Raw genomic sequence first — 12,269 nt, 5'->3', positions numbered from 1 at the left:
CTCCCCCACGACGCCCCACCCGTCCGCCATCTCCGCGACGAGGGCGAGCCCACGGCCCCAGCAGGCGGGCACCGCGGCGACGGGATGGGCCAGAACCGGCGGGTCGGGGCTCTCATCGAAAACGCTCACGTGGATGCGGGCGGTGGTGAGACGGACGCGGAGCATGGTGGTGCCCTTGGTGTGCAGGTGGACGTTCGTGACGAGTTCCGAGGTGCACAGGGCGGCGGGCATGACGAAGGGCTCCCGGTCGTGGGTGAAGAGGACGGCGCGTACGAAGTCCCGGCATACGCGGGGTGCGGTGGCGTCGCCGGGGGCGAAGAGGCTGTATTCGTGGGTGAGTTGGGCGGTGCGGTGGGCGGCGCGGCGGGCTGGGTCCATGGGGGGCTCCTGTCGGTGGACGAGGGTGAGGGGTCACTGCCCGGCGATGGCGACGCCCGTGCGGGTGCGGGTGCTCTGTCGGCTTATGGGCAGGGGGAGTTGGATGGTTTCAATGCGTGACTGAATCCACACTCACAGTAGAGATAGAGGTTTACAATTTTCAAGCTGGTCACTCGGATCGGTGGACGAACTCCCCCGATCTGGAGAGACTTTGGGCGACCGGACGAGGAGTGACCTGTGGGACTGCGCACCACGATCAGCGAACGCCAGCGACGACTTGGCTACGAGCTCAAACAACTGCGCGAACGAGCAGGATTGAGCGCGGGTGAAGCTGCTGAGCGGATCGGAATGGGCCGGGCCCAGCTGAGTCAGATCGAGACCGCGAAGACCACGATCCTCACCGAACGACTCCGCGAGCTGTGTCGCCTCTACGGATGCAAAGATGAGACGTATGTCGAGGCGCTAGTCGCCATGAGCGAGGCGACCGGCAAGGGATGGTGGACGGTCCACAAGGGGCCCATGGAGCAAGGACCGTTGAGCATGGCGGAGTTGGAGGCGGGCGCCGCGGTGCTGCGGATGCACCAATCACTGCTCATCCCGGGCCTGTTTCAGACAGCCGACTACGCCCGAGCTCTTTTCACAAGCCCGAAGCTGGGCTTCGAGAACATCGAGGACACGCTGAAGTTCCGGATGGAGAGGCAGAGCGTCCTGACCCGCGAGAACCCTCCGTCCGTGCATGCCGTGATCCACGAATCCGCACTGCACATGCGGTTCGGGGGGACCCAAGTGCTCCGCGGTCAGTTGCTCCGACTCATCGAACTGGCGCGACTACCCAACGTGACGATCCAGGTCTACTCGTTCGCCTCTCGGGCCCACGCGGCCCTCACCGGCAACTTCGTGCATGTCATTCCCAGCGTTCCCGAGCTTGGCACCGTGGTGCTCGAACAACCCTCGGGTTTCCAGTACTTGGGCGACCGCGACAGCCTGACCCAGTACGGGGCGCTGTTCGAGAGCCTCGCCGAGTACGCCCTCGCCCCCGTCGACGTATCGTTGGCCCCGGAAGCACACTCCGTGAAGGACTCGCTGGCCCTCATCCAGCATCTGCTCTACACCCTTTGAGGAGGCCCTGATGCCTGAACTCATATGGCAGAAATCGACGTTCAGCGGCGGCCCGCAGGGCGAGTGCGTATACGTCGCCACCGGCCCCGACGGAACCATCCACCTCCGCGAGAGCGACACCCCCCACACCATCCTGGCCACCGCCCCGCAGGGCCTCGCCGCGCTCCTGCGCCACGTGAAGGACCGGACGGCCAAGCGCCGCTTCCAAGGGGCCTGAACGCCGGAGCAGCACGGCCCCGACCCGACCACTGACCCGCAAGAGTGCAACACTTTCCGCAGAAGTGTCGCACTTTCGCCGCCGAACCTGGTCCCGGACCCCTCGCTGAGCTGGTCGAGCGAAGACGATGCGTTGTCAGTGGGCACCCATACCGTGAGCCTCCTCACCGCGCGGTTCCCACCGTCCGGGCTGGTTCCCCTGTGCGTTTCTCCTGGAGGCCCCCCCATGTCCACCGATCTCTTCGGTGTGCGCGTCCTCGACCTCGACCATGAGCAGCGGCGCGTTCGCTTTCGCGTCTTCGTCGTCTACTACGAGCCCTCCTGGGGCACCGGCGAGCTGTTGCCCGGCGACTCGAGCTTCTTCTTCCGGGTGTTGTGGGAAGCCGCGGAGGACTTCACCCCGCACCGCTACGGTCCGCTGACGGACGTCGTCACCCTCGATGAGTTCCTGAACGAGGGGTGGGTGGAGAGCAACACCCACCGCTTCGTCGCGGGCGTCGAGCGGGTGGCTGTGCGCAACCACTCGGTCAGCGATGAGGATTTCGAGCGGCTGGCGATGTTCTACTACGAGCGCGAGGGCGGCTGGCAGGACGAGGAGCAGCTTGCCCAGGGCGACTACGACGTCCATGTCACCGATGCCCGCTGGATGGAGTCGCTGCGCGTCGGCCAGAGCTGGGGCACCACCAGCTACGCCGGTGACTCGGACGGCCTGCAGGCCGACAGCGGCAAGGCGTGGGAGGAATGGGAGGAACGGTGCGCCGAATTCGCTGAGGACGACGACGACCTGGACGCGTGCTTCACCCTGGGATGGCTGCGCCAGGAGCGGGGTGACGCCGAGGGAGCCGCGGAGGCGTACCGGCGTGTGGCGGACGGGCCTGACCGGCAGCTGCACGGCAAGGCCCTGCTCTATCTGGGCGATCTGCATGCGGCCCAGGGCGAGTACGAGAGCGCCAGCACCCTGTACCAGCGGGCCGAGCGGAGCAAGAACCACGAGCGGTACGGGACGCGTTACCGTTCCCGGGCCGCGCTGCGGCTGGGCCTCCTGCTGCGGCGACTCGGCAGAGACGAGGAGGCGCAGGCGGCGTTCGCCCGGGCCATCAGCAAGGGTGACGAGGCGCGTGACCTCGGCGTGGTCGCGGAGGCGCGGCGGCTCTCCGGTGCCGAGTCCCCGGTGGAAGCCGCCAACCGTCTCTTCGCCAGGGGTGAGCGGGACGGTGCCCGCGCCGTACTCGCCGAGAACTACGGGCAGGCCGTCGTCGAGGTCGCCGGCCACCTGTTCGCCGGCGACTTCGAGGCCGCCGGGGCCGCCCTGTCCTCGCTCGCCGAGAGCGCCGGGCCGGACGCCCCCGGTGATCAGCACGGCGAGAACCTCGGCAATGCCGCCGCCCTCCTCGTCGACCTCTCCATGACCTGGTGGCGTGAACGAGAGGGTAGGCCGGCGATGGCGCAGGTGCTGCAGCTGGCGGTTGCCACCGGCCGTGCGGTCGAGGGATACCGCCGTGTCGTCCGGCGCACCGGCTTCGCGGCCTCGGCCAGTACCGGGGACGCGGCGGAACAGCTGCTGACAGTGCTGTACGACAGGGGCGACGAGGCGGCGGTCATCGCGCTGGCGACGGCGGCAGAAGCCGTCCATCCGAAGGTGGCGTCGGATGGTTTCCGACGCGTCGGCATCGATGCGGCGCGGCGCGACGACTTCGCGAAGGCCGCGCGGTGGTTCGAGCGCGGCGCGACGGTCGCGGGCGCCGACGAGGACACCCGCGCACATTCCGCTTACCGGCTCGGCCTCTCCTTGTGCAAACTGGGCGAGACGGAAAGGGCCCAGGAGGCCTTCACACAGGCCGAGGCGGGTTTCGAACGCTTCGGCAACGCCGCCATGGCCGCGCAACGACAGGCCGAGCTGGCGCACGCGCAGGGCGACCGGACGGCGGCGTTCGCGGCCTGGGCCCGTGCCGCGATGCTCACGGTCCGGTTCGAGCACGACGAGAAGACGGCCGCCCGCGCCGTCCGCCTGCTCGGCCGGCTCCTCACCGAAGTGGACGCTCACCACGCGGCGCGAGCTGTGGACCAAGCAGTGGCGCAGACGTGCGACGAGGCGTTCCTGCGGCTGGTCCGCGCGCTCACCAAGACCCCCGGCGTGGGCCCTGCGCTGTACGCCGCCTTCCTCTACGGCCACTGGATGCTGGAACAGGGCGACGCGAGGCTCGGACTGGCGCTGCTGGAGAAGGTGGCCGAGGGGAAGGGGAAGTACGCGGCGGGCGCTGCCGTCACGGTGGGAGCAGACGCGCACCGGGGCGGCGACAACGTCGCGGCACGCGAGTGGTGGCTGCGTGCCCTGGCGAAGGGGAACAAGGAAATGTCCCACAAGGCCGTCCTCAACCTCGGTCTCGTCGCCAAGCAGGAGCGCAATCTGCCGGAACTGCTGGAGCACTACGGGCCGATAGCCGAGTCCGACCACGAGGACGGGCCGCTGTTCGCCGCCCACATCGGTGAACTGCACTACTGGCTGGAAGACTGGGACGAGGCGGCGCGCTGGTATCAGCGCACCCTGGAGGGCACGGACGACGGGGAGCTGGTGGGCGAAGCCGGCTACCGGGTGGGGGAGATCCTGCACGGCAAGGGAGAGTCCGATGCCGCACTCCCCTGTCTGCGGCGTGCTGCCGCCAGCGGGCTCGCACCCTTTGCCGAGCAGGCCGAGAATCTGCTGGCCCGACTGGGCTGAGGGGGGAAAGGGACTTCGCGGCTGGTGTCCGGGCCAGGACACCGAGGCCGGGTCCGAGTTCGCGAAGGGGCCCGGAGGTTCGGCTGAACCTCCGGGCCCCTTCACATGGTCGACGAGGCGTCAGTCCGAGGGCTGCTGCCGCTTCGGCCGCCACACCACCAGCGCGCTCGTCTGCTGGACCTCCTGGTACGGCACCAGGTCGCGGCGGTACGAGGCGTGCACCGCGGCCTCGCGCTGGCGCATGGCCGCCGCCGCGCCGTCCAGGGCCGTCTCCAGCTCCGCGACGCGGGACTGGAGCGCGGCGACCTGGTTCTCCAGCTCGATGATGCGCTTGATGCCGGCGAGGTTGATGCCCTCGTCCTGCGACAACTGCTGCACCTGGCGGAGCAGTTCGATGTCGCGGGCCGAGTAGCGACGGCCCCGGCCGGCCGTGCGGTCCGGCGAGACCAGGCCCAGACGGTCGTACTGGCGCAGGGTCTGCGGGTGCAGGCCGGAGAGCTGGGCCGCCACCGAGATGACGTAGACCGGGGTCTCCTCGGTCAGTTCATACGGATTACGCCGACGGCCGTCCATCACCCTCAAGCTCCCTTCGCGGCCTGGAACAGCTCCGCCCGCGGGTCCTCGCCCACAGTGGCTGCGCGATACGCCTCAAGCGCGTCACGAGCCTTCCCCAATACGTCCTTCGGGACACTCACCTCGACCGTGACCAGAAGGTCCCCGCGGGTGCCGTCCTTGCGGACCGCGCCCTTGCCACGGGCGCGCATCGTGCGTCCGTTGGGCGTGCCCGGCGGCAGCTTCAGGGTGACCGGAGGTCCGCCCAGCGTGGGGACACGGATCTCGCCGCCCAGCGCCGCCTCCGGATACGTCACCGGCACCGTCACCGTCAGGTTGTCGCCCTTGCGGCCGAACACCGGGTGGGCCTCGACGTGCACCGTGACGTACAGGTCGCCGGACGGGCCGCCCCGCTCACCGGGCCCGCCCTTGCCGCGGAGCCGGATGCGCTGACCGTCCGTGACACCGGCCGGTATGCGCACCTGCATCGTCCGGGACGACTTCGCCCGGCCGCTGCCCTGGCAGTCCGGGCAGGGGTGCTCGGCGATGAGCCCGCGGCCCTTGCAGTCCGGGCAGGGGTCGGTCAGCGAGAATCCGCCGCCCGAACCCCGCGCCACCTGGCCGGTGCCGACGCAGGTCGGGCACACACGCGGTGTGCCGTTCTTGTCGCCGGTGCCCGAGCAGGCCCGGCAGGGCGACTGCGAGGTCATCCGGAGGGGAACGGTCGCGCCGTCCACCGCCTCGGTGAAGCTCAGCGTGACCTCGGTGTCGATGTCCTGGCCGCGCCGCGGCTGCGTACGCGTGCCCGCGCCCGTGCCGCCGCGGTTGAACAGCCCGCCGAAGACGTCTCCGATCCCGCCGCCGAAGCCGCCCGCTCCCTGCCCGCCCCCGCCCTGGGCGCCGCCTCCGAAGAGGTCGCCCAGGTCGAAGTTGAACGAGCCGCCGCCGGCGCCGGGGCCAGGACGGAAGCCACCGTTGCCGAACAGCGCCCGCGCGTCGTCGTACTCCTTGCGCTTCTTGGGGTCACCCAGGACGTCGTTCGCCTCGGAGATCTCCTTGAAGCGCTCCTCGGCCTTGGCGTTGCCCTTGTTGGCGTCCGGGTGGTACTCGCGGGCGAGCTTCCGGTACGCCTTCTTGATCTCGGCCTCGGTGGCGTCCTTGGGGACGCCGAGGACCTTGTAGAAGTCCTTCTCGATGAAGTCCTTGGTGCTCATCCTCGACGCCCCTCCTTCCTGGTTGGTTCAAGCTCAGCCCTCGTCCGGGCCACCGCTCTCCTTGTCGTCGGCCGTCTCCGCGGAATCCGATGAGTCCGCCTTGACGGTCTGGGCGCCGGGCTGCGGTTCGGCCACGGCCACCCGCGCGGGACGGATGGTGCGCTCGCCGAAGCGATACCCGGGCTGCAGAATCGCCACGCACGTCGTCTCCGTGACGTCCGGTGCGTACGAGTGCATCAGGGCCTCGTGGATCGTCGGGTCGAAGGGCTCGCCCTCCTTGCCGAACTGCTGCAGACCCATCTTCGCCGCGACGGTCTCCAGCGACTCGGCGACGGACTTGAATCCGCCGACGAGTTCGCCGTGGTCCCGGGCGCGGCCGATGTCGTCGAGCACGGGCAGGAGCTCGGTCAGGAGGTTCGCGATGGCGATCTCCCTGACCGTGATCCGGTCGCGCTCGACGCGGCGGCGGTAGTTCTGGTACTCGGCCTGGAGCCGCTGGAGGTCCGCGGTGCGCTCACCGAGCGCGGTACGGACCTGGTCGAGCTGGGCCACCAGCGCCGCCTGTGCGCCTGCGTCCCCGGTCGGGGCCGCCCCTTCCTGGGGGGCGGCCTTCGACTCGGCGTCGTCGGGGGTCGCGCCGGAGGGGACGTCGGGCTGCTGCGGCGACGCGGCCTGCGGCTGCTCGTCGAAGCCCGGGGTCTCCTCCGTCACGCGGCACCGTCCTTGCGGTCACGCGGCTCGTCAACGATCTCGGCGTCGACGACGTCGTCGTCAGCGGCCTTGGCCTGACCCGCGCCGGCTCCGGCACCGGCGGCGCCACCGGCCTCGCCTGCGGCCTGAGCCGCCTGCGCGTCGGCGTACAGGGCCTGGCCCAGCTTCTGGGAGACGGCGGCGACCTTCTCGGTGGCCGTACGGATCTCGGTGGTGTCCTCGCCCTTGAGCGCGGTCTTCAGCTCCTCGACGGAGGCCTCGACCTCGGTCTTGACGTCACCCGGGACCTTGTCCTCGTTGTCCTTGAGGAACTTCTCGGTCTGGTAGACGAGCTGCTCGCCCTGGTTGCGGGTCTCGGCGGCCTCGCGGCGGCGGTGGTCCTCCTCCGCGTACTGCTCGGCCTCCTGGCGCATGCGGTCGACCTCGTCCTTCGGCAGCGAGGAGCCGCCGGTGACGGTCATCTTCTGCTCCTTGCCGGTGCCGAGGTCCTTCGCCGTGACGTGCATGATGCCGTTGGCGTCGATGTCGAAGGACACCTCGATCTGCGGCACGCCCCGCGGGGCCGGCGGCAGACCGGTCAGCTCGAACATCCCGAGCTTCTTGTTGTACGCCGCGATCTCGCGCTCGCCCTGGTAGACCTGGATCTGCACGGAGGGCTGGTTGTCCTCGGCGGTGGTGAAGATCTCGGACCGCTTGGTCGGGATCGTCGTGTTCCGCTCGATGAGCTTGGTCATGATGCCGCCCTTGGTCTCGATACCGAGAGACAGCGGCGTCACGTCGAGGAGCAGAACGTCCTTGACCTCGCCCTTGAGCACACCGGCCTGGAGCGAGGCGCCGATGGCGACGACCTCGTCCGGGTTCACACCCTTGTTGGCCTCCTTGCCGCCGGTCAGCTCCTTGACGAGCTCGGCGACGGCGGGCATACGGGTCGAACCACCGACGAGAACGACGTGGTCGATCTCGGAGAGCTGGATGCCCGCGTCCTTGATGACGTTGTGGAACGGCGTCTTGCAGCGCTCCAGCAGATCGGCGGTGAGCTGCTGGAACTGGGCGCGGGTGAGCTTCTCGTCGAGGTGCAGGGGGCCCTCGGCGGAGGCCGTGATGTACGGCAGGTTGATCGAGGTCTCGCTGGAGGAGGACAGCTCGATCTTGGCCTTCTCGGCGGCCTCGCGGAGGCGCTGGAGGGCCATCTTGTCCTTGGCGAGGTCCACGCCGTGGCCGGCCCGGAACTGCTGCACCAGGTAGTCGACGACGCGCTGGTCCCAGTCGTCACCACCGAGGTGGTTGTCACCGTTGGTGGCCTTCACCTCGACGACGCCGTCGCCGATCTCCAGGAGCGACACGTCGAAGGTGCCGCCACCGAGGTCGAAGACGAGGATCGTCTGGTCGTCCTTGTCGAGGCCGTAGGCGAGGGCGGCGGCGGTGGGCTCGTTGACGATGCGCAGGACGTTGAGGCCCGCGATCTCACCCGCCTCCTTCGTCGCCTGACGCTCGGAGTCGTTGAAGTACGCCGGGACCGTGATGACCGCGTCCGCGACCTTCTCGCCCAGGTAGGCCTCGGCGTCCCGCTTGAGCTTCTGCAGGATGAAAGCGCTCATCTGCTGCGGGTTGAAGTGCTTCCCGTCGAGCTCGATCTTCCAGTCCGTGCCCATGTGACGCTTCACCGAGCGGATGGTCCGGTCCACGTTCGTGACCGCCTGGCGCTTGGCGACCTCGCCGACGAGCACCTCACCGTTCTTGGCGAAGGCGACGACGGACGGCGTGGTCCTGGCGCCCTCGGCGTTGGTGATGACGGTGGGCTCGCCGCCCTCCAGAACGCTGACGACGGAGTTAGTCGTGCCCAGGTCGATGCCGACCGCACGTGCCATTTCAATTCCTCCAGCTGACTTGAGTGGAACGGACTCAAGCATGCATGACGCCTGCCGCTGGGTCAACAGACCTGAGTCACCCAGACTCAACTCTTATCCGTTCCTTACGCGCAATGGGGTTCTGAACTGCGGGTTTCCCCCGCTGAGTGATTAACGGCGGGGGCGAGAAAACCACCCGTGCAGCGAGCGACCCGTACCACTCCAGCCGCAGGCTACCCAATATGCACCACTATGGGATGAACGGGCGCGCGCACCAAGGCACCAAGGTGCACACCCCGGCACGCACCCCAGAACCCCACCCGACATCAACACCCGACATCAGCACCCACCCAGGCGCCCCTCAGCGACGCAGATCACCACCCCGCTGACTACAGTGCGGCACAAGAAGTGGGTAGTCTCAGACGGACTGCATAAGTTACCGCTTAGTAATGAGCTCCGAGGCTTACGACGACGTCCGCCTCGAAGAAACCCTCGCAGGCCCGAGGAGCCCCCAAATGCAACTCGCCGCGATCATCGTGTCGCTGGTACTCGCCGTGGTCGGCGTGGCGCTGTTCGGCCGTGCCATCGCGCAGATCTACCGGTTCGTACGGCTCGGCCAGGACGTCCCCGCCGGTACGCGCACCGACGACTGGAAGAGCCGCACCCTCACGGTGGCGAGGGAGTTCCTCGGCCACACCCGCATGAACCGCTGGGCGGTCGTCGGCGTCGCCCACTGGTTCGTCGCCGTCGGCTTCTTCTCCCTCGTACTGACCCTGGTCAACGCCTTCGGGCAGCTCTTCAAGGCCGACTGGGTCCTGCCCCTCATCGGGCACTGGCTGCCGTACGAGATGTTCGTCGAGTTCATCGGCACGATGACCACGCTGGGGATTCTGACCCTCATCGTCATCCGGCAGCTGTCCCGCCCCGGACGCGCGGGCCGCAAGTCCCGGTTCGCCGGCTCCAACACCGGTCAGGCCTACTTCGTCGAGTCGGTCATCCTCATCATCGGGCTCGCCATCATGACCCTGCGCGGCCTGGAGGGAGCCCTCGCCGGCGTGGCCCACTACGAGGCCGCCTACTTCGCCTCGTACCCGCTCGTCGCCGCGTTCGAGGGGCTCGACACCGGCACGCTGCAGAACCTGGTCTACCTCACCGCGATGATCAAGATCGGGACGTCCTTCGTCTGGATGATCACCGTCTCGCTGAAGACCGACATGGGCGTCGCCTGGCACCGCTTCCTCGCCTTCCCGAACATCTGGTTCAAGCGCAACGCCACCGGCGAGACCTCCCTCGGCGCCCTCCTCCCCATGACCTCCGGCGGAAAGACGATCGACCTCACCGACCCCGGCGAGGACGACATCTTCGGTGTCAGCCAGGTGGAGCAGTTCTCCTGGAAGGGCCTGCTGGACTTCTCCACGTGCACCGAGTGCGGTCGCTGCCAGTCGCAGTGCCCGGCCTGGAACACCGGCAAGCCGCTCTCCCCCAAGCTGCTGATCATGTCGCTGCGCGACCACGCGCACGCCAAGGCCCCCTACCTCCTCGCCGGCGGCGGCAAGACCATGGAGGGTGAGGAGAGGGCGAGCGAGGAGCAGTTGAAGGACGTGCCCGCCGCGGCCCTGGCCGAGGCCGAGCGCCCGCTGATCGGCACCGTCGAAGAGAACGGCGTCATCGACCCCGACGTCCTGTGGTCCTGCACCACCTGCGGCGCCTGCGTCGAGCAGTGCCCCGTCGACATCGAGCACGTCGACCACATCGTCGACATGCGCCGCTATCAGGTGATGATCGAGTCCGCGTTCCCGTCCGAGGCGGGCACGATGCTCAAGAACCTGGAGAAGAAGGGCAACCCCTGGGGCCTGGCCAAGAAGCAGCGCCTGGAGTGGACCAAGGAGGTCGACTTCGAGATCCCGGTCGTCGGCAGGGACATCGAGGACCTGTCCGAGGTCGACTACCTCTACTGGGTCGGCTGCGCCGGCGCCCTCGAAGACCGCGCCAAGAAGACGACGAAGGCGTTCGCCGAACTCCTCCACATCGCGGGCGTCAAGTTCGCGATCATGGGCGGCGACGAGAAGTGCACCGGCGACTCGGCGCGGCGACTCGGCAACGAGCCGTTGTTCCAGGAGCTCGGTATGGAGAACGTCGCGGCCCTCAACATGGCGTTCGGCGAGGACGACGAAGACGAGTCCAGCAAGAAGCCCAAGTCCGCGAAGAAGATCGTCGCCACCTGCCCGCACTGCCTCAACACCCTCGGCAACGAGTACCCGCAGCTCGGCGGCGACTACGAGGTCATCCACCACACCCAGCTGCTCCAGCACCTCGTCGACGAGGGCAAGCTGGTCCCGGTGACCCCGGTCGAGGGCATCATCACCTACCACGACCCCTGCTACCTGGGGCGCCACAACAAGATCTACACGCCCCCGCGCGAGATCATCGGCAAGGTCCCGGGCCTGCGCAACGAGGAGATGCACCGCCACAAGGAGCGCGGCTTCTGCTGCGGCGCCGGTGGTGCGCGGATGTGGATGGAGGAGCGGATCGGCAAGCGCATCAACAACGAGCGCGTCGACGAGGCCCTCTCCCTCAACCCCGACATCATCTCCACCGCCTGCCCCTTCTGCCTCGTCATGCTGACCGACTCGGTCAACGGCAAGAAGGCTGCACCCGATAGCGGCTCCGCCGCGGGCGGCAAGGCGAAGGAGTCCATCCAGGTCGTGGACGTCGCCCAGCTGCTCCTCGACTCCGTCAGGACCCCGGCCACGGACGACAACGAGCCCCCGGCGGGCGCGGCCGACGCGGAGAGCGAGCCGGAGCCGCAGCCGGTGAAGTAACCGACCCCGGCGGCAGCTTCCGACGCCCCTTGCCCTTCCCGGGCAGGGGGCGTCGGCGTTCCCGTCCGGAACGGCGCGGCCTACCGGCCCGAGCGCGTCTCCAGGTCCTGATGGTCAGGCCGGGCGACGAGCGCGTACTCGGACGACGGTTCGGCAGCAGCGAGGAGGCTCACAGGGCGGACCGCCCCGCGGGCCGACGCCGCTGCCCCCGGCTCTCTGCGATGCGGAGAGCGTCGCGGAGGGCTTCGGTCAGGCGCTCGGCGAGAAAACGGAGTTCCCCCTGGGGAGCATGCGGCAGTATGTCGTGGGCGTGGACGAGGAGTTGAGCGCCCATTCCCGACTGAATGTCTTCCGCGGTGTCGGCCAGGCGGGACACCCGTCCACCACAGTCGTCAGTGATCAGGTAGCTCGGCTTGCCCTCGGGACTCGTCCAGGGCAGGAGACGCGGCTCATGCCAAGGCTGCACGGCCTTCGGCTCCGGTGGTTCGGCTTCCGCTCCCATCAAGCCACCTCCACCCCATGGACCCAGTAGGGCCTCATCACGTCCAAGCCCGAGGCAACCATTGCCAGTTCACGGCGTCGTTGCCGCTGCTCGTGCACGACCAGGTATGGGCGTACGGCCACGGTGGCGGTGCCGTCGAGGGGGGTGTCCAGCCCGTACGGGCTGCGGCGAGCGGGGAGCGGGGTGTGC

At 68.7% G+C, this 12,269-nt stretch carries 10 protein-coding genes and 1 pseudogene; 4 read left to right on the top strand and 7 right to left on the bottom strand.

The features are described 5' to 3' along the window. On the bottom strand, window positions 1-378 hold a 378-nt coding region (locus FPZ41_RS39750; RefSeq protein ID WP_152868855.1), incomplete at its 3' end, for an ATP-binding protein. 237 nt (window positions 379-615) lie between these two features. On the opposite strand from FPZ41_RS39750, the gene FPZ41_RS39745 reads away from it, so the two are divergent. The 3 genes from FPZ41_RS39745 to FPZ41_RS39735 all read left to right on the top strand — a co-directional run bounded on the left by FPZ41_RS39745 (window position 616) and on the right by FPZ41_RS39735 (window position 4,432). Continuing rightward, entirely contained in the window at window positions 616-1,497 is an 882-nt protein-coding gene (locus tag FPZ41_RS39745; RefSeq protein ID WP_131571999.1) for a helix-turn-helix domain-containing protein, read from the top strand. 10 nt (window positions 1,498-1,507) lie between these two features. Further along, on the top strand, window positions 1,508-1,714 hold the full coding sequence (locus tag FPZ41_RS39740; protein WP_131571998.1) for a DUF397 domain-containing protein: 207 nt from the start codon (window positions 1,508-1,510) through the stop codon (window positions 1,712-1,714). Between the two features lie 225 nt (window positions 1,715-1,939). Beyond that, window positions 1,940-4,432: a tetratricopeptide repeat protein gene (locus FPZ41_RS39735; RefSeq protein WP_152868853.1), complete on the top strand. Its 2,493-nt coding sequence runs from the start codon at window positions 1,940-1,942 to the stop codon at window positions 4,430-4,432. Window positions 4,433-4,552: 120 nt separating this feature from the next. Here FPZ41_RS39735 and FPZ41_RS39730 read toward each other — a convergent pair whose 3' ends face one another. From FPZ41_RS39730 to dnaK, 4 genes are read right to left on the bottom strand one after another with little or no spacing between them, the layout of a single operon-like run. Continuing rightward, window positions 4,553-5,005 carry a heat shock protein transcriptional repressor HspR gene (locus tag FPZ41_RS39730; protein WP_152868851.1) on the bottom strand — a complete coding sequence of 151 codons (453 nt, stop codon included), beginning with the start codon at window positions 5,003-5,005 and terminating at the stop codon, window positions 4,553-4,555. 5 nt (window positions 5,006-5,010) lie between these two features. Further along, window positions 5,011-6,198 (bottom strand): molecular chaperone DnaJ, encoded by a 1,188-nt coding sequence (dnaJ, locus tag FPZ41_RS39725; protein WP_152868849.1) that lies wholly within the window; start codon window positions 6,196-6,198, stop codon window positions 5,011-5,013. 33 nt (window positions 6,199-6,231) lie between these two features. Then, entirely contained in the window at window positions 6,232-6,909 is a 678-nt protein-coding gene (gene grpE, locus FPZ41_RS39720; RefSeq protein WP_131572323.1) for a nucleotide exchange factor GrpE, read from the bottom strand. Next, window positions 6,906-8,777 carry a molecular chaperone DnaK gene (dnaK, locus tag FPZ41_RS39715; protein ID WP_152868847.1) on the bottom strand — a complete coding sequence of 624 codons (1,872 nt, stop codon included), beginning with the start codon at window positions 8,775-8,777 and terminating at the stop codon, window positions 6,906-6,908. Before dnaK ends, grpE begins: the two co-directional genes overlap by 4 nt. Window positions 8,778-9,271: 494 nt before the next feature. Here dnaK and FPZ41_RS39710 point away from each other — a divergent pair, with 494 nt between their 5' ends. Beyond that, the gene (locus FPZ41_RS39710; protein ID WP_152868857.1) at window positions 9,272-11,578 is read left to right on the top strand and encodes a (Fe-S)-binding protein; all 2,307 of its coding nucleotides are present in this window, start codon (window positions 9,272-9,274) and stop codon (window positions 11,576-11,578) included. Between the two features lie 169 nt (window positions 11,579-11,747). Here FPZ41_RS39710 and FPZ41_RS39705 read toward each other — a convergent pair whose 3' ends face one another. Both FPZ41_RS39705 and FPZ41_RS49085 read right to left on the bottom strand, forming a co-directional pair. Continuing rightward, the gene (locus tag FPZ41_RS39705; protein WP_152868845.1) at window positions 11,748-12,080 is read right to left on the bottom strand and encodes a hypothetical protein; all 333 of its coding nucleotides are present in this window, start codon (window positions 12,078-12,080) and stop codon (window positions 11,748-11,750) included. Further along, window positions 12,080-12,269, bottom strand: a pseudogene (locus FPZ41_RS49085) (hypothetical protein); the annotation flags it as partial. The pseudogene FPZ41_RS49085 and the gene FPZ41_RS39705, both read right to left, overlap by 1 nt.

The organism is Streptomyces acidicola, assembly GCF_009377235.1.
Taxonomy (GTDB): Bacteria; Actinomycetota; Actinomycetes; order Streptomycetales; family Streptomycetaceae; genus Streptomyces; species Streptomyces acidicola.
Note: the sequence above shows the minus strand (reverse complement) of the source record. Positions and strands in the feature narration are given on the sequence as shown.